Here is a 16,379-nt window from a genome sequence, read left to right on the forward strand (position 1 = left end):
CGGGCGCGGGGCGATGCTCGACGGGTGCCCGAGATATGGCTTGTCCTGCTGGTCGGCGCCGTCGCCGGAACGCTGAACGCCATGGGCGGCGGGGGTACGTTCGTGGCGCTGCCCGCGCTGGTCGCGGCGGGGCTGTCCCCGGTGACGGCGAACGCGTCGTCGACCATCGCGCTCGTGCCGGGGGCCGTGGTGGGCGCGTGGGTCTACCGGCGTGAACTAGGTCCTGTCCGGCGGACGTTCGGGGATCAGGCCGGGGCGTCCGGTGCGGTGCGTCGCAAGGCGGAGGATCGTCCTCGTACTGGACGTACTTGGATGACTCCGACAACGCGGCAAGGTGCCGTGCCAGGCGTCCCGGACCCCCGAAGGTCCGCCGGACAGGGCCTGGCTCCGGTCGGGGGGACGTCCACGTCGGCGATGACAGCGATCAGCGTGATCGGTGGCGCGCTCGGTGCCGGTCTGCTGCTGGTACTGCCGTCGGAGTCGTTCGGCGCGGCGGTGCCGTGGCTGCTCGCCTTCGCCACACTGCTCCTCGCCTTCGGGCGCCCCGTCTCGCGCGCCCTGAGCACCGTGCGAGCCGGGAGCGGCGGGACGGGGCGCTCGGTCACCCTGGGGCCGCGCACCGTCCTGATCGCCCACTTCCCCATCGCCGTGTACGGCGGATACTTCGGCGGAGCCGTAGGCATCGTGATGCTGGCGTTCTGGAGCATCGGCCTCGGCCTGGACACCGCGGCCGGCAACCCGATGCGGATCGCCCAGCTCGCGGCCCTCAACCTCAGCGCGAGCGTGCTGTTCCTCGTCGCGTCGGACGCGCTGCGCACTCCGCTCGTCCTGGTCGCCATGCTGGTCGGCGCGGTGGCCGGCGGCTTCGCCGGAGCCCACCTCGCGCGCCGTCTGCCCGCCCGGCCGCTGCGCGGCATCATCCTGACGATCGCCGTCACCATGACCGTCCTCTACTTCCTGCGAGGCTGACCGCGATGTCGGACATGGCCGAAGGTGACACGCACGCGCCGCACACGCACGCGCCACTCGAGGCCGCGCCGTACACGGACGCGACGCGCGCCAGGCTGGAGGTGGCCTTCGCGGCGTACGAACTGGCCGATCTCGCACGCGCCGCCGTCCCGATCGGCGAGGACGAGCTGAGTCCCGAGGGCAGCGCCCGTTCCAGGTGCACGACGCTGGCCGACGCGGCCCATGTCCTCGGGGCCGCGCGGCGGTTCCTCGAAGCCGCCGCCGTGTTCGAGCGCGTGGGCGGCGCCGACTGGCAGCTCATCGGCGACACCTTGAACCTGTCGGCGCGCACCGCGCGCGAGCGCTTCGCGGCGGCCGAGGCCCGCTTCCACGACTCCAACGCGCCCCAGGGAGAGGCGAGTTGGTGGCGGGCGTACCTGTCGACGGCGCCGCTCGAAGCCGCCCGGGACCTGGACGAGTGGGTCCTCCGCCACCAGGACGGGGACGGCGACCCGGGCACCGCGCCGGTGTCCGGCGGCCTGGTCCGGCAGGCTCCCGCGCCGGGTCCTGCGGCCGGCGGATGACGCCCCTCCACGGCGCGGTACGTGGCCCGGCCGAACCGATCAGGAATGGAGAAGCGCCGGTCGGCGAGCCGCATTAGCGTCGTCGGCATGGGGATCACGGAACGCAGTGACCCACGACTTCAGGAGCGACCATGACCGACTCAACCCCCTCCTCCGCCTCGTCCACCTCGCCCACTCAGGGAATCAAGACCGTCCTGCACCCCGTCTCGGACGTGGCGAAGGCCAAGGCCGTGTACGCCGCGCTGCTCGGCGTACAGCCGGTGGCCGACGAGTCCTACTACGTGGGATTCGAGGCGGCGGGCCAGCACATCGGACTCGTTCCGCGCGGTGGACCGCAGGAGATGGCCTCGCCGGTGGCCTACTGGCAGGTCCCGGACATCGAGGCCAAGCTGGCCGAGGTGACCCTCGCGGGTGCCACGGTCGAGGAGCCCGCGCACGACGTCGGCGGCGGCCGTCTGGTCGCGACCTTCACCGACCCCGACGGCAATGTCCTCGGACTGCTCCAGGACCGGTGACGGCGACTCCCGCCCCCGCCGCCCCGGCCGCGGGCTCACGCCGCCCGGACGGCCAGCCGGGTGCCCAGCGCCACGATGCGCAGGGAGCGTTCCGTGGCGTCGGCGAGAATCTCGCTGCTCCCCTCGATCGCCTCGGGCAGCGACATCGGAGCCGGCAGGATCGCGCTGTACGCGTCGACGCCGATCGCCCGCACCATGTGCGCGCCCGGCCCGATCGTGCCCGCGAGCACGAACACCGGCACTCCGGCGGCGTGCGCCCTGCTCGCGACTTCGGCGGGGATCTTGCCGCGTACGGTCTGGTGGTCCAGCGCACCCTCGGCCGTGATCACCAGATCGGCGCGGGCCAGCCTGGCGTCCAGATCGAGCCGGTCGAGCAGGACTTCGAAGCGGGGCAGGAGCCGCGCCCCCACCGCGGCCAGTCCGGCGCCCAGACCTCCGGAGGCCCCGGTGCCGGGAGCCGTACGCAGGTCGATCCGCGGTGACAGATCGCGGGTGAGGACGGCCGCCCAGCGCTCCAGGGCCGCCGACAGCACCTCCACCCCGGCCGGGCTCGCGCCCTTCTGCGGTCCGAAGACGCGCGCCACGCCCTGCGTACCGCACAGCACGTTGAAGGGGTTGCAGGCGACGAGAAGTTCCGTGTCGGCGAGGCGCCGGTCGAGGCCCGACGTGTCGACGCGGGCCAGTTTCCCGAGTGCCGCGCCGCCCGGCGGGAGTTCGCGGCCGTGCCGGTCGGTCAGGCGGGCGCCGAGCGCCTGGAGCGCTCCGGCACCGCCGTCCGACGTGCCGGAGTCCCCGCAGCCGACGAGCACGCGCCGGGCTCCCCGGTCCAGGGCGGCCCGGATCAGCTCGCCCACGCCGTGGGTGGTGGTGCTGCCGGGATCACGCAGGCCGGGCGGTACGAGGGACAGACCGGCGACCGCGGCCATCTCCACCACGGCGGTCACCGGGCCGGGTCCGTCCTCGCCGAGCAGGGCGAAGTGCGTGGTGACGGGCAGCCCGACCGGGCCGGTCGCGGTGCACGGCACCAGTCGGCCGCCGCCGGCGAGGGCCAGCGCTTGCGCCGTACCCTCTCCCCCGTCGACCAACGGGATCAGATCGATGTCGGCGTCGGGGATCACCCGCAGGACGCCTTCGGCGATGGACTCGGCCACCTGAGCCGCGGAAAGGGACTCCTTGAACCCGCTGGGGGCGATGACGATGCGGTAGCTCATGGCTGGGTCTCCAGTTGGACGGGCACGCCGAGCAGTGGCCAGACGGCGAGGGCGAAAAGCAGCACGAGGGCCGCGGTGAGGGGCGCGAGCACGGCCGAGAGCCGGAGCAGATCGCGCGGGGTGTACGTGGGTATGCCGTCCGGCAGGTCGGCGAAGAGTGCGACGGGCTTGGCGGAGGCGGGAAGCGTGTGACAGAAACCGGCGGCGGCGGTCGAGGCGAACGCGGCGGCGACCGGATTGACACCGGCGGCTATCCCGGCGGCGACCACCAGCGGGACCAGTACGGAGGATCTGGCGGAGCGGGACTGGAGCGCCAGGTGGGCCGCCGTGCTGATCACGACCACACCGGCGAGGAACATCCACGGCGGCATCGCCGAACCGCCCGGCACCCAGCCCACCAGCCAGTTCGCCGCCCCCGATTCGGAGAGCGCGATGCCCATCGCCATCGTGGCGGCCATGAACAGGAGCAGCGGCCAGGGCACCGTCCGCAGACCGTCCTTGAGCCCCACGGTGCCCAGCGCCGGCGAGGCGGCGACGACGGCGCCGATGAGTGCGACCAGCGCGGGCGACACGCCGTGCAACGGTTCGCTGCACCACAGCAGCACCACTGTTCCGAGCAGGAGGAGGCAGCGCGCCTCCGGCGGGGTGAGCGGTCCTTCCACCGGCGAGTCCGAGTGCTCCTGGATCTGCTTGGTGGTGATCCGTACGGGCCCTGTCCGGTCGGCGCGGCGGGTCGTCGTCAGGAGCACCAGTTCGGCGGCCAGATGGGAGGAGACCACGGCGAGCGGCAGCCCGAGGATCAGCCAGGTGACGAAGTTCAGCTCCTCTCCCGTCTGCTCCCACAGCACGCTGACGGTGATCAGATGGGCGCCGGCGCCGATCAGGGTCGCCACGGCGGAGAGCAGGATCACCGTCGGGAACAGCAGGGCCAGCATCACCACCAGCCGGGTCCGGTCCGCGAGGGCCTTGGCGAGCGCGAGGAAGACCGGGAGGGCGAGGGCGGCGCGGCCGGAGGTCGCGGGGACGGCGAAGGCGGTGACGACGAGCCCGGCCGTGGTCAGATGCACCAACTGCCGTACGGTGCCCGCCCCGCCGACCAGCCAGGCGGCGGCCCGGCCGGCGAGTCCGGTCTTGGTGACGGCGGCGGCCAGGACGAACGCGCAGATCAGCAGCCACACCGTCTCGTCGCCGAGGGTGGCGAACAGCGTCTCGCTGCTGATCACCCCGGTCGCGGTCAGCGCGAGCCCGGCGCCGAGTGCGACATAGGTGTCGTCCACCGAGGTGGCGATCCAGGTGTAGGTGGCGAGGATGAAGACGACGAGCGTGAGCCGCGCGTCACCCCCGAGGCCGGGGAGGCCACCGGGCAGGACGAGCAGGACACAGAGACCGAGAACGGCGCCGAGGCTGACGGTCTGTCGGAGAGTGAGGGGCACGATGAACAGGCTGGGTGCGGGCCGTGAGTTCCGAATGAACCTTGGGTGAAAGACGCTTCATGTGGCGTGGCGGTACCCGCCGCGACCTGCGACGCCCGCGTGCGGGCCGCCGACCCACCGCACAAGACCCCACTCCACACAGGCCCGTTCAGGGCATGCGGTAGCCCATGCCCCGGATCGTCTCCAGCCGCTCTGCGCCCAACTTCCGCCGCAGGGCCCGGACATAGACGTCCACGATGTTGGAGCCGGGGTCGAAGTCGTAACCCCAGACATGGGACAGGATCTGCTCGCGCGACAGCACCTGGCCGGGGTGGCGCAGGAACATCTCCAGCAGCACGAACTCACGGGCCGTCAGATCCACCGTCCGCTCGTCGGCCCGTGCCCGTCGCGTCCTCAGGTCGAGGCTGAGGCTGCCGCTGCGCAGCATGGTGACCTCCGGCGCCCGCGCGGCGGTGCGCAGCCGCAGCCGCACCCGGGCCAGCAGCTCCTCGAAGCGGAAGGGCTTGGTCATCCAGTCGTCGGCGCCGCCTTCGAGTCCGGCGACGGTGTCGCGTACGGAGTCCCTGGCCGTCAGCACGATGACGGGCAGGGTGACCCGTGCCTCGCGCATCTCCCGCAGGACGGTGAATCCGTCCCGGCCCGGCAGTCCGATGTCGAGAAGCACCAGGTCGAATCCGCCGGACACGGCGTGGTGCAGTGCCGAGTCGCCGTCGTCGGCGACGACGGTGGTGAAGCCGTTGGCGCGCAGTCCCTTCTCCACGAAGGAGGCGATCCGCGCCTCGTCCTCGGCGATCAGAATTCGGTTCATGAGCCCGTCTCCAGGATGAGTACGAAGGTGGCGCCGCCGCCGTCGGTACGGCGCAGCTCGACCCGGCCGTGATGGCCTTCCGCGATCGCCTTGACGATGGCCAGTCCGAGTCCGGCGCCGCTGGTGCGGGCGCCCCGGCGGGCGGTACCGCGCCGGAATCTCTCGAAGATCACCTCGGCGTCCTGCGGCGGGATGCCGGGGCCGTTGTCGGCGACGTACAGCTCGATCCGCTCACCGTGATCCTGTGAGCCGATCCGTATGCGCTGGCCGGGCACGGTGTGCTGGACGGCGTTCTGGGCGAGTTGGACCATCGCCTGGGTGATCCGCTGCGGGTCCGCCGGTGCTTCGCGGTCGGCGACACCGTCGAGCAGCCACTCCCGCTCCCCCAGCGTCCGCACTTTGACGAAGACGTCGGCGGTCAGCTCCGCGAGCTGGACCGGTTCCGGCCGTACGAAGTCGGGCCGCTCGGCCTTCGCGAGCAGAAGCAGGTCCTCGACGATGCGGCTCATGCGGTCGAGTTCGTCCGTGACCAGCCGGATCGTCTCTTCCCGGTCGGCCGGGTCGTCGCCCATCAGTTCCAGGTGCCCGCGCACGATGGTGATGGGTGTACGCAGTTCGTGCCCCGCGTCGTCCACGAACACCCGCTGGGCGGCGAACGCCTGCTCAAGCCGGTCGAGCATGCCGTTGAACGTCTCGGCGAGCGCCGCGATGTCGTCCCGCCCCTCCACGGGGATACGGCGGGTGAGATCGCGCTCGGTCAGCTCGGCGGCGGTCTTGCGTACGACGCGAACGGGCGCCAGGATGTGGCCGGCTACGGCCCAGCCGATACCGCTGACCAGCACGAGCGCCATGCCCGACAGGACGAGCAGCGTCCAGAAGGTCTTGTCGGCGACGGCCCGTTCACGGTCGGCGTGGAAGGCGACGACGAAGGCGCCGGGAGGATCGTCACCGAGCGGCCGGATGGTGACCTTGGCCCAGCGCAGCTCCCCCTGTGGACGCTGGAGCGTGCCGGAGGAGTCCTTGGAGGCGAGGATCCGGGCCAGCGCCGCCTCGTCACGCCACAGGGCGATGTGGTCGGGGAAGTCACGGCGCTGGCGGATGACGTCGGAGCGGTTCGTGGAGGAGCGGGGCAGGCCCAGCAGTTCCTCGTCCGGGTCGGCGTACTGCCGTTGCAGGAAGGTCTTGAGCAGTCTGCGCGGGTCGCCGAAGCTCTGGCCGGTTTCCGGGTCCACGCCCTGGTCCACGAAGTTGGCGAACTCGCCGGTCTCCTGTGAGAGCAACTGGCTTATGCGGTGTTCCACGTCCCGGTGGAGGATCGAGCGCACGGTGACGGCCACGGCCCCGAGAGCGACGGTCATCACCATCAAGAGCCACAGCAGGATCCGCACCCGGGCGGAGACCCTGGGAATGTCAACCGTCATCACCGAAGTCGTCGTCATCGTCGTCGTCACCGTTGGCGGCCGACGGCCCCGGTACGACGGTGTCGCCGGGTGTCTCGCCCGGCGAGCCGGTGGGCGAACGGGTAGGCGTACCGGTGGGTGTGCCGGTGGGCGAAGTGCCGGGTCCGGTGCTCCCTCGGTCGCCCGGTGTGCCACTCGGCGCACCGCTCGGCGTGTTGTCGAGCTGGACGCCGGGGGGCACCTTGGGCGCCTCGGGACTGTCGGTCATAGCGTAACTGGTCGCCGCGATACCGAGCGGGACGACGACGACGGCCGCCAGGGCCGCCAGACGAGGTGAGAATGCCATGAGCTCATCCTGGCGACCGTGGCGACCGCCGGGATGAAGCCAGGATGAGGATTCCTTCATGAAGGTCCCGGCAGGCCGACCCCAGCCGGCCCCGGCGCCGGCCTTACCCCGCCGTACGCCCGGTGCCGCCGGCCCCGACCGGTACCGCGGTGTTCGGTTCCCGTAGCCGGCCCAGGAGTTGGTCCCCGATACGGGCGACCTCCGGTTTGTAGGGGGTGTCGGAGAGGATGAAGTGGGTGATGCCGAGTTCGCCGTACTGCCGCAGCGCCGCGGCCACGTCGTCCGGGGAGCCGACCAGCCAGGTCGTCCCCGCGCCCCCGCCGCCGACCCGGCCTGGGGCGGTGTAGAGGCAGGAGTCCAGCACCTCGCCGCGCTCCGCGAGGTCGTAGAGCCGCTGCTGGCCGACGGCCCGACGGCGTTGGCCGTTCATCGTCGAGTCGGGGCGGGCACCCGCCAGCTTGGCCACCTTCGCCTCGGCGTCGTGCCAGGCCTCCTCGGTCGTGTCCCGGACGAGGGTCGTGATGCGCAGGCCGAACTCCAGCGGGGCGTGCGTACGGCCGAGGGATTCGGTCAGCTTCGTCAGACGGTCGATCCGCTCGGCCACGCCGTCGAGCGGTTCTCCCCAGAAAAGCTGAACGTCGGCCTCGGTCGCCGAGACCGCCTCGGCCGCCGCGGAGGCGCCGCCGAAATAGAGCCTGGGCGTGCGGCCGTTCTCCGCATCGTACGGTCGCGGGGTCACCGTCGAGCCCCCGACGCCGAAGAACTCACCTCGGAAGGTGACGTTCTCCTCGGTCCACAGCCGGCGCACGAGCTGGAGGAATTCGCGTGTGCGGTCATAGCGGCGGGCCGGGTCGCTCTCCCCGTCGCCGTACGCCTCCGCGCTGTCGAGGCCGCTGACGATGTTGACCAGCAGTCGTCCGCCGCTGAGTTGGTCGAGGGTGGCCGCGGCACTGGCGAAGTGCGCGGGCTGCCAGTAGCCGGGCCGTATCGCCACCAGCGGCTGGAACGTGGTGGTGCGGGCGGCCAGGGCCGTGGCCACGGTGAACGTGTCCGGCCGGCCCCACCCCGTACCGATGAGGGCTCCGCCCCATCCGTGCGCCTCGGCGGCCAGGGCGAGTTCGGTGGAGAAGCCGAGGGTGCCCCATCCGTCGGTCGTGTCGTCGCCGCGGTGGCCGGGCTCGACCGTGTTGGGGATGTACCAGAGGAATTCTTGACTCATGCGAGGACTCCGATTCGCTGCCGAACAGGGCGGCCTTGACCGATGAGCTGTCGTCGACCCACGGCGAAGCCCAAGGACCCGAAGAAGGAAAGAGACAAGGAAAGGGGAGGAAAGAAGGGGGAACAGGAAGCCGCGACGCCGTCATGCGGTCGCCGACAGCCAGGATGGCGAGACTGCTCGACGGCTCGACGGCTCGGCCGGTGATTCAGCGTGGTGCGGGCATCCGCGAGCGCGCGAGAAATGCGCGACGACGCTTCAGGCGGGGGTGTCGCTCACCGACACAGGGCGCTGGCCGACCGCAGAAGGTCGACGTGAATGCGCGTAACCAGCCTTATATCCAGATGCACGCTGCAACGGTAGGCGACGGGATGGCTCCTGGCAATGCGCGCGAGTCCCGGCGACCTCACCCTCCCCCGGTCGGGGGGTTGTTGCAGGGTTGTTGCCTCTGGCGGTGAAGAGGCGTAACGGGAGTCGGTACGCTCCCCCTTGACTTCGGGGCACCGGCAGGGGCTGAACTGCCGTAAACAGGGGATGACTCACCATGACCAGTACACCTTCCGCCAACCACTTCAAGCCGCTCCAAGAGGGCGACCCGGCTGTTGTGGGCGGTTATCGCCTGGCGGCCGTGCTCGGCACGGGTGGTATGGGGAAGGTGTATCTCACCTATACGCCGGGCGGCCGGCCGATCGCGCTCAAGGTGATCCGGCCCGAGTTCAGCGAGGATCCCGAGTTCCGGCGGCGGTTCAAGCAGGAGGTGCAGGCCGCGCAGCGGGTGCAGGGGCTGTACACCGCGCCGGTCATCGACTCCGACACGGACGGCGCGCAGCCCTGGCTCGCCACCGCGTATGTACCGGGCCCCTCTCTGGCGCACGCGGTCGGCCAGCACGGCGGACTGCCGCTGCGCAGCGTGCTGTTGCTGACCGTCGGGGTCGCCGAGGCCCTTCATGTGATCCATGGCGCGGGCATCGTCCACCGTGATCTGAAGCCCGCCAACGTGCTTCTGGCCTCGGACGGCCCCCGCGTGATCGACTTCGGCATCGCCCGCGCGGCCGACTCCACGGCGCTGACCGGCACCGGCGTCAGTGTGGGTACGCCGACGTTCATGGCGCCCGAGCAGGCGGCGGCCGGTACGGTCTCCCCCGCCACCGACATCTTCGCCCTCGGCCAGATCGCGGCCTTCGCGGCGATCGGCTCACCCGCCTTCGGCGAGGGGTCCTCGCACGCGGTGCTGTACCGGATCGTGCACGAGGATCCCGATCTCAGCCGGGTACCGGCGGAGTTGCTGCCGCTGGTGACGCGTTGTCTGACACGCGACCCGGCCGGGCGGCCGAGCCTGACCGAGATCATCGAGCTGTGCCACGAGATCTCGCCCGTCGCGCTGCGCCAGGGTGAGGACTGGCTGCCGCAGGCGGTCGCAGGATCGATCACCGAGCGGCTGCGACTGCCGGAACCGGCGAAGACCCCGCCGCCGCAGCCCGCTGTCGCGCCGACGCCCACCCAGTTCTCGCCGCAGAATCCGGTGCCCGGTCAGCCTCCGGCGCCGGGCGCGGTGAACCCGTACGCGCCGACCGGGTTCGCCACGCCCGCCCCGCCGACGCAGGGCACGCCGGGCGCCCCCGGCCCGGTGCCGCCGGCGCCCGGCTATCCGGCCCACCCGACGCAGGCCCACCACGCCACCCCGCCGCCCGGCTATCCGACGTACCCCACGCCCGCGCCGGGCTATCACACGCCGCCGCCCGTCATCCACGCTCCGTACGTGCCCCCCGCCCGGCCCAAGCCGAAGCGGACCGGGCTGATCGTCACCGGGGCGATCGTGGGCACGCTCGTCGTCCTGGGGGTCATCGGCTCCCTGCTGCCGGACGGGTCGAGCGACGACAAGGCCGGCGGGTCCAACTCCGCCGGCAGCGGCAGCGGTTCGGGCGACAGTGGTACCACGGGCGGGGGTGGGAAGAGGGCGGACCCGAAGCCGGTCTCGTACAAGGGCATCGATCTGACGGACCGTTACGAGATCATGCTCGCCGACAGTCCGCCGAGCCCGGCCGAGGGCGAGGACGTGGTCTACGGCGACGCTGATTTCTACTACATCAGCTACGACTCGGTCCCGAGCAGCGTCGGCACCGGCAACGGGAAGCTCGTCCTGCTGAACAACGCGCAGAAGGGCTCCCTGGAGACCTGCCGCGCCGAGACCCGGTACACCGAGAAGATCACCCTCGACCAGATCAGCGACGGGTCGCAGATGTGCCTGCTCAGCGACGCGGGCCATATCGCGGTGGTGACCTACCGAGGTAAGTCGGGCGCGGACAACGCGAGTAACTACGTCACGATCGACCTCACGATCTGGCGCAACGCCGAGGAGCCCAAGGACAGCTAGGCTCTGTCCGTCCGCCGGACGGGTGAGTGGATCGGCCGGATCGGCTCGGCGGGGTGCGGGGCGGCTCTCGGCGCCGTATTGGTGACCTCCTCAGACAGCGGCCACAGCGGACGCGGAGGGGGTGACGGCGTTGTCGCCGACCGAACCGGTGCGTCCGGGGCGCGCCCAGTGGGCCGCGCTGATTCTGTTCGCCGGTGCTTCGGGCGCGGTGGACGTGCTGGCGTTCATCGCGCTGGGGCAGGTCTTCGCCGGGGTGATGACGGGCAACCTCGTGCTGCTGGGCCTGTCGCTGACGGGCACCGGCGACGAGGGCGGCCCGGCCGGGCGGCTGCTGGCGCTGGCCGGTTACATGGCGGGGGTCGCGGTCGTCGCGCCGTTCGCCCGGCGGCGGGCCGGGGAACCGGAGAACCGTTGGCCCCGCGCGGTCGTGCGCTGGCTCACCGCCGAGGTCGTGCTCCTGGCCGCTGTCTCCGTCGTGTGGGCCGTGGCCGGCGGGGCGCCCGCGCGGCCGTGGCGCGATGGCGTGCTCGTCGCGCTCGCGGTGGCCATGGGGACGCAGTCCGCCGCGCTGGCCCATGCGGGCACGGCCGGCGGGCCGGGGACCTACTTCACCGGCACCCTCACGCGACTGGTCACGCACGCCACCGGACCCCAGGGCCTCGGCCTCGCGGACCTGGGTTCCCTGGCCCGGCTGGTGGCACTCGCCACGGGCGCGGCCGTGACGGCGCTCGTGTACACGGCCTCGGCGCCGTGGGCGATGGCCGTTCCGGTGCTGTGGGCGGTGGCGGCGTTGGCGTGCGTGGCCGTTGACCCGCGCCGGGGGTGGTCCTGGCGGCGGCCCTCGCCCGCGCGTCGACGCGGTTGACCGGGAAGCCCGCCCTCGTGTTACCGGGCTCGGCCCCCCGAACTCGTCGCGGCCAGGCGCCCGTTAGGGTCGCGCCCATGACCAGGACCACGCCGCCGCGACCGCTCGATGTCGAAGCCCTCTTCCCCGAGCTGGCCGCCCACCGAGGCACCACCACCCGGCTGCACCCGCGGCCGGGCAGCCCGTCCGTGTCGGACAGTTCCGTGGGCGGGCCACTCCTGTGGCCGGTGGACGAGGCATGGCCGGTGTGCACCGAGGCCCACGAACGCGGGCGGGGCCGACGCCCCGCGGACATTCACCAGGAGCGCCGGGTGCTGGCCGCCGCGTGGTCCGGCGGGCCGGCCGCGGGGCCCACGGACGGGGACCGGCGGTCCCTGGACGAACTGCGGGGCGAGCACAGGGTGTTGGGCATCCACGAGACGGATCCGCTCCCGATGATCGGCGTCGCTCAGCTCTACCGGCGCGACATACCCGACCTGCCGGCCGGGCCGGGCGACCGCGATCTGCTCCAGGTGTTCTGGTGCCCCTTCGACGCGCACGGCAGGAGCGGGTACGGCATGTCGCTGGATCTGCGCTGGCGCCGGTCGTGGGAGGTCGGCGAGGTGCTGACCACGCCACCGAGCCCGCAGGTGGTCGGCTACCAGGGTTACGTGGCGGAGCCCTGCGTGCTGTACCCGGAACAGGTGGTCACGTACCCGTTCGCCGGTCTCCTGCCCGAGGAGCTGCGCGACCGTATCGACGCCTGGGAGGACGCACTCGAGGAGGAGGCGGAGGCGGAGGACGAAGCCAAGACCTATGCCGAGATCTATACCGATACCGACACCGACACCGATACCGAGGCCGATGAGTCGTCGGACGGGAAGGGGGCGGGGCCGCCGATGTACCAGTACGACCTCTCCATCCCACCCGGCTGGCGGGCCGGCGGTTTCGCGTCCTGGCATCTGACCGACGCCTGCGTCCTGAAGTGCTCGACCTGCGCGACGCCGATGGAGCTGCTGCTGACCGTCGCCAGTTCGGAGTGGGACGGGGGCAGCGGCAGTTGGAAGCCCCTGGAGGAGAGCGACCTGCCCGCGCACCGGTTCGCCACGCCCACCCAGGTCACGGTGGGCCGCTGGGGCGTGCTCAACATCTTCGCCTGCCCCACCGACCCCGCCCACCCGCACCGACAGAGCATTCAGTAGATCGGCGCCCGCCGCCCGGTCATGCCTCGACCGTGGACTTCTCCGGCTCGGCGGCCGAGCGGAGCTTGTCCGTGGTGCCCGTGATGTTGCGTACCGCCGGGATGACCGCCGCGATCGCGGCGGAGAGCAGCGCGACGCCGCAGCCGATGATCAGTCCGGTACGGAAGCCACCCTCCGATGTGAGGGCGTGGCCGCCCGCGTTGATCGTCATCTGGGAGAGAACCAGGCCGATCACGGCCGCGCCCATCGAGGTGCCGAGCGAGCGCATGAGCGTGTTGAAGCTGTTGGCCGCGGCGGTCTCCGACTGCGGGACGGAGCTCATGATGAGCGCCGGCATCGATCCGTAGGCGAGGCCGACGCCGCCGCTGATCACCATCATGGCCAGCATGATTCCCCACGCGGATCCCATCAGCGCGAGTGAGAGCCCGTAGCCCGCCGCGATGACCAGGACTCCGCTGAGAAGCGTGAGTTTGGGGCCGTGGGCGTTGGTGAGTTTGCCGCCGAGCGGGGAGACGACCATCATCATCAGGCCGCCGGGTGCCAACCACAGTCCGGACGCGAGGATCGACTGCCCGAGGCCGTAGCCGGTGGCCTCCGGGAACTGGAGCAGTTGCGGCATCACGAGCATGCTCGCGTACATCGCGAAGCCGACGAAGATCGACGCGAGGTTGGTCAGCAGCACCCGGGGGCGGGCCGTGGTGCGCAGGTCGACCAGTGGGTCGGTCGTTCGCAGTTCCCAAAGGCCCCAGCCGACCAGAAACACGACGGCGGCGACGAACAGGCCGAACGTGGTCGCCGAACCCCAGCCCCAGTCGGCGCCCTTGGAGATGGCGAGCAGCAGACAGACCAGACCGGCGCCGAGGCCGAGCGCTCCGGGCAAGTCGAAGCGCTGCCCCTTGGCGCCGGCCGGCACGTCCGGGATCAGGAACCAGATCAGTACGGCGATGATCGCGGCCAGTACGGCGGAGCCCCAGAACAGCGCCCGCCAGTTCGCGTACTGGGCGACCGCCGCGGCGATGGGCAGGCCGAGGCCGCCGCCGATGCCCATGGAAGCGCTCACCAGCGCGATGGACGAGCTGAGTTTCCGGGCGGGTACGACATCGCGCAGCAGGGCGATGCCCAGGGGCACCATGCCCATCCCCATCCCCTGAAGGCCGCGCCCGATGATCATCGGGACGACGGAGGACGAGAGGGCGCACACCACCGAGCCGGCGATCAGCGGTAGGGAGCACACGAGGAGCATGCGGCGCTTGCCGATCAGGTCGCCGAGGCGGCCGACGACGGGAACGCAGACGGCCGCCACCAGGAGGGTAGTTGTGATCACCCAAGTGGCGTTCGACGCTGTTGTGTTGAGGATCCGCGGCAGCTCGGCGATGAGCGGCGTGACGAGTGTCTGCATGATCGCGGCCGTGGTGCCGGCGAGTGCCAGCGTGGCGACGACGCCGCCCGAACGGGATTCGAGCTGTGGGGCGTCCATGAATGGGACTCCTAGGGCTGTCCAGCGTGAAGCGAGCGTGTGCATCATACATATCGCATGTATCACGCACTTTAAATGCATGATGCATACATGCGGGACGATGGAGTCCGGGCCGCTCGTACGTGGTGCGACAATGGCCCGGCAAGAGAGGCAGGAGGCGACACAGGCATGGTCGGGGCCACGCACGAGGTCGAGTACGAGCAGATGCTGCTCAGCCGCCATACGTTCTTGAGTCAGAGAGGCGGTCGCGGCAAGGACTCCGTACTGGAGCGCAGCGCCTACATCCTCCTCAGCCGCATTCGCCTCCAGGGGCCGATGTCGATCGGCGAACTCAGCGACGCCTTCGGGCTCGACGCCTCCACCCTGAACCGGCAGACCGCCGCGGCGATGCGCGCGGGCTTCGTGGAGCGCATCCCGGACCCCGACGGAGGCATGGCCCGCAAATTCCGCATCACGGAAGAGGGCGCGCGGGTACTCGACGAGGATCGGGAGCGAATCGTCCAGTCCCTGGACCGGGTCATGTCCGACTGGCCGGAAGAGGACATCGCCGCGTTCGCCGCGTATCTGAAGCGCTTCAACACCGACATCGAACGGCTCGGCGGAAGGCCGTGGCCAAGGCAATAGGGCTGTCCGGCGCCGGCCTGTGGCTGTGGCTGTGGCTCCGCGCCGGGTGACTCTCTTCGGACGCGACGTCACCCGGATGGAGCACTCGGTACGGAGCGGCGGGCACCGGTTCACCACCCGGTCCGGCAGGTCTCGGCGTAACTCCCCCGGCTCGTTGAAGCGCGCCCGGCGCGTCATGGTGGCCAGTGTGGCGTCGAGCAGAGGCCGTCACACCGAGACCGCCCGCCGCGAAGGAGACCGTCCCATGACCACCTGGACGCAGAACGAACTGAGCCGGATCGAGCACGCCGACGAGCTTGAGATCGCGCCGCTGGACAGCACCGACACACCGCGCCGACCGACGACCATCTGGGTGGTCCGCGAGGGCGACGACCTGCATGTGCGCGCCGGCAACGGTCGCGACGGCGTCTGGTTCCGCGCCGCCATGGACCGGCACGCGGGGCATATCCGCTCCGGTGGCGTGGACAAGGACGTCACCTTCGTCGAGGAGACCGACCCGGCTCTCAACGACCGGATCGACGCCGCGTACCACAGCAAGTACGGCGGCTACAGCGACACTTACGTCCTGCCCATGGTCGCCGAGACCGCCCGCGCCGCGACGCTCAAGCTCGTCCCCCGCTGACCTCGCTGCCTCGCTGCCTCACTGCCTCGCTGCCTCACTGCCTCACTGCCTCGCTGCCTTCGCGCGACCGCTCCCCCGCCCTCACGACAAGGACTCCCTCATGACCACCATCGCCATCGTCGGAGCAGGCACCGGTCTGGGCGGCGCCGTGGCGCGTCGCTTCGGCCGCGAAGGCTTCGACGTCGCCCTCCTCTCCCGTACCAAGGACCACGTCGACGCCCTCGCCGCCGACCTCGGCGGTGAGGGCGTGAACGCGCGCGGATTCGCCGCCGACGTGGCCGACCCGGCCGCTCTGTCCGCCGCCCTGGACGCCGCCGCCTCCGCCCTGGGCCCGATCGAGGTCCTTCAGTACAGCCCCCTTCCGCACAAGCAATTCATGAAGCCGGTCCTTCAGACCGCGCCGGCCGATGTCGAGGGGCCGCTGGCGTTCTCCGTCGTCGGACCGATGACGGCCGTCCGACAGGTTCTGCCCGGTATGCGTTCCCTCGGCCGCGGCACGCTGCTGTTCATCAACGGCGGCACCGCCGTCCAGCCGCATCCCGACCGCGCCGGCACCTCGATCGCGTTCGCCGCCGAGAGCGCGTACGCCCAGATGCTGCACACCGCGCTCGCCGACGATCACATCCACGCGGCGCAGCTCATCATCCCCGGCGCGATCACACCCGGCGATCCCCGCAAGGACCCGGCCGCGCTCGCCGACACGCTCTGGGGCATGCACCGGGACCGCGGCGAGTTCCGGCACTACGCCGAGCCTCTGGGCGACGCGTAGAACAGT

Annotated in this window: 17 protein-coding genes; 9 read left to right on the top strand and 8 right to left on the bottom strand. The window is 71.4% G+C overall.

Annotated features, from left to right (window positions below; genetic code table 11):
* Positions 1-24: 24 nt before the first annotated feature.
* From OG329_RS01500 to OG329_RS01510, 3 genes are all read left to right on the top strand, one after another.
* On the top strand, positions 25-969 hold the full coding sequence (locus OG329_RS01500; protein ID WP_405791994.1) for a sulfite exporter TauE/SafE family protein: 945 nt from the start codon (positions 25-27) through the stop codon (positions 967-969).
* A 5-nt stretch (positions 970-974) separates the two neighbouring features.
* A complete protein-coding gene (locus OG329_RS01505) occupies positions 975-1,532 on the top strand; it encodes a hypothetical protein (protein WP_405791996.1) in 558 nt (185 codons plus the stop codon).
* Positions 1,533-1,663: 131 nt separating this feature from the next.
* Positions 1,664-2,047, top strand: a complete 384-nt coding sequence (locus tag OG329_RS01510; RefSeq protein WP_405791998.1) for a VOC family protein — start codon at positions 1,664-1,666, stop codon at positions 2,045-2,047.
* 35 nt (positions 2,048-2,082) lie between these two features.
* Here OG329_RS01510 and OG329_RS01515 read toward each other — a convergent pair whose 3' ends face one another.
* From OG329_RS01515 to OG329_RS01545, 7 genes are all read right to left on the bottom strand, one after another.
* Positions 2,083-3,258 carry a glycerate kinase gene (locus OG329_RS01515; protein ID WP_405792000.1) on the bottom strand — a complete coding sequence of 392 codons (1,176 nt, stop codon included), beginning with the start codon at positions 3,256-3,258 and terminating at the stop codon, positions 2,083-2,085.
* Complete coding sequence (locus OG329_RS01520; RefSeq protein ID WP_405792002.1) at positions 3,255-4,691, bottom strand: SLC13 family permease; 1,437 nt, start codon at positions 4,689-4,691, stop codon at positions 3,255-3,257. Before OG329_RS01520 ends, OG329_RS01515 begins: the two co-directional genes overlap by 4 nt.
* Before the next feature lie 148 nt (positions 4,692-4,839).
* Complete coding sequence (locus OG329_RS01525) at positions 4,840-5,499, bottom strand: response regulator transcription factor (protein ID WP_078073629.1); 660 nt, start codon at positions 5,497-5,499, stop codon at positions 4,840-4,842.
* The gene (locus OG329_RS01530) at positions 5,496-6,920 is read right to left on the bottom strand and encodes a sensor histidine kinase (protein ID WP_405792004.1); all 1,425 of its coding nucleotides are present in this window, start codon (positions 6,918-6,920) and stop codon (positions 5,496-5,498) included. Before OG329_RS01530 ends, OG329_RS01525 begins: the two co-directional genes overlap by 4 nt.
* The gene (locus OG329_RS01535) at positions 6,910-7,245 is read right to left on the bottom strand and encodes a small hydrophilic protein (RefSeq protein WP_405792005.1); all 336 of its coding nucleotides are present in this window, start codon (positions 7,243-7,245) and stop codon (positions 6,910-6,912) included. The genes OG329_RS01530 and OG329_RS01535 overlap by 11 nt, the downstream gene beginning before the upstream one ends.
* 103 nt (positions 7,246-7,348) lie before the next feature.
* Entirely contained in the window at positions 7,349-8,464 is a 1,116-nt protein-coding gene (locus tag OG329_RS01540) for an LLM class flavin-dependent oxidoreductase (RefSeq protein ID WP_405792007.1), read from the bottom strand.
* Between the two features lie 272 nt (positions 8,465-8,736).
* The gene (locus OG329_RS01545) at positions 8,737-8,871 is read right to left on the bottom strand and encodes a putative leader peptide (protein ID WP_405792009.1); all 135 of its coding nucleotides are present in this window, start codon (positions 8,869-8,871) and stop codon (positions 8,737-8,739) included.
* 134 nt (positions 8,872-9,005) lie between these two features.
* Between OG329_RS01545 and OG329_RS01550 the strand changes: the two genes are divergently transcribed.
* The 3 genes from OG329_RS01550 (at position 9,006) to OG329_RS01560 (ending at position 12,881) form a co-directional block, all read left to right on the top strand.
* On the top strand, positions 9,006-10,835 hold the full coding sequence (locus OG329_RS01550; protein WP_405792011.1) for a protein kinase domain-containing protein: 1,830 nt from the start codon (positions 9,006-9,008) through the stop codon (positions 10,833-10,835).
* A gap of 130 nt (positions 10,836-10,965) precedes the next feature.
* Positions 10,966-11,700, top strand: coding sequence for a YoaK family protein (locus tag OG329_RS01555; protein ID WP_405792013.1), 735 nt, complete (start codon positions 10,966-10,968; stop codon positions 11,698-11,700).
* A gap of 77 nt (positions 11,701-11,777) precedes the next feature.
* Positions 11,778-12,881, top strand: coding sequence for a hypothetical protein (locus tag OG329_RS01560; RefSeq protein WP_405792015.1), 1,104 nt, complete (start codon positions 11,778-11,780; stop codon positions 12,879-12,881).
* Positions 12,882-12,900: 19 nt separating this feature from the next.
* Here OG329_RS01560 and OG329_RS01565 read toward each other — a convergent pair whose 3' ends face one another.
* On the bottom strand, positions 12,901-14,358 hold the full coding sequence (locus tag OG329_RS01565) for an MFS transporter (RefSeq protein ID WP_405792017.1): 1,458 nt from the start codon (positions 14,356-14,358) through the stop codon (positions 12,901-12,903).
* Between the two features lie 168 nt (positions 14,359-14,526).
* Here OG329_RS01565 and OG329_RS01570 point away from each other — a divergent pair, with 168 nt between their 5' ends.
* From OG329_RS01570 to OG329_RS01580, 3 genes are all read left to right on the top strand, one after another.
* Positions 14,527-14,982, top strand: a complete 456-nt coding sequence (locus tag OG329_RS01570; RefSeq protein ID WP_405792019.1) for a MarR family winged helix-turn-helix transcriptional regulator — start codon at positions 14,527-14,529, stop codon at positions 14,980-14,982.
* Positions 14,983-15,226: 244 nt separating this feature from the next.
* On the top strand, positions 15,227-15,604 hold the full coding sequence (locus OG329_RS01575; RefSeq protein ID WP_405792021.1) for a DUF2255 family protein: 378 nt from the start codon (positions 15,227-15,229) through the stop codon (positions 15,602-15,604).
* Positions 15,605-15,704: 100 nt separating this feature from the next.
* Positions 15,705-16,373, top strand: coding sequence for an SDR family NAD(P)-dependent oxidoreductase (locus tag OG329_RS01580; protein ID WP_405792023.1), 669 nt, complete (start codon positions 15,705-15,707; stop codon positions 16,371-16,373).
* Positions 16,374-16,379 lie beyond the last annotated feature (6 nt).

This window comes from Streptomyces sp. NBC_01506 (genome assembly GCF_045040295.1).
Classification (GTDB): Bacteria; Actinomycetota; Actinomycetes; order Streptomycetales; family Streptomycetaceae; genus Streptomyces.

What these genes read in the sequence shown, in the direction of transcription:
- OG329_RS01505 (WP_405791996.1), top strand. Translation starts at nt 975, where the DNA reads ATGTCGGACATGGCCGAAGGTGACACGCACGCGCCGCACACGCACGCG.
- OG329_RS01510 (WP_405791998.1), top strand. Translation starts at nt 1,664, where the DNA reads ATGACCGACTCAACCCCCTCCTCCGCCTCGTCCACCTCGCCCACTCAG.
- OG329_RS01515 (WP_405792000.1), bottom strand. Translation starts at nt 3,258, where the DNA reads ATGAGCTACCGCATCGTCATCGCCCCCAGCGGGTTCAAGGAGTCCCTT.
- OG329_RS01525 (WP_078073629.1), bottom strand. Translation starts at nt 5,499, where the DNA reads ATGAACCGAATTCTGATCGCCGAGGACGAGGCGCGGATCGCCTCCTTC.
- OG329_RS01530 (WP_405792004.1), bottom strand. Translation starts at nt 6,920, where the DNA reads ATGACGGTTGACATTCCCAGGGTCTCCGCCCGGGTGCGGATCCTGCTG.
- OG329_RS01535 (WP_405792005.1), bottom strand. Translation starts at nt 7,245, where the DNA reads ATGGCATTCTCACCTCGTCTGGCGGCCCTGGCGGCCGTCGTCGTCGTC.
- OG329_RS01540 (WP_405792007.1), bottom strand. Translation starts at nt 8,464, where the DNA reads ATGAGTCAAGAATTCCTCTGGTACATCCCCAACACGGTCGAGCCCGGC.
- OG329_RS01550 (WP_405792011.1), top strand. Translation starts at nt 9,006, where the DNA reads ATGACCAGTACACCTTCCGCCAACCACTTCAAGCCGCTCCAAGAGGGC.
- OG329_RS01560 (WP_405792015.1), top strand. Translation starts at nt 11,778, where the DNA reads ATGACCAGGACCACGCCGCCGCGACCGCTCGATGTCGAAGCCCTCTTC.
- OG329_RS01565 (WP_405792017.1), bottom strand. Translation starts at nt 14,358, where the DNA reads ATGGACGCCCCACAGCTCGAATCCCGTTCGGGCGGCGTCGTCGCCACG.
- OG329_RS01570 (WP_405792019.1), top strand. Translation starts at nt 14,527, where the DNA reads ATGGTCGGGGCCACGCACGAGGTCGAGTACGAGCAGATGCTGCTCAGC.
- OG329_RS01575 (WP_405792021.1), top strand. Translation starts at nt 15,227, where the DNA reads ATGACCACCTGGACGCAGAACGAACTGAGCCGGATCGAGCACGCCGAC.
- OG329_RS01580 (WP_405792023.1), top strand. Translation starts at nt 15,705, where the DNA reads ATGACCACCATCGCCATCGTCGGAGCAGGCACCGGTCTGGGCGGCGCC.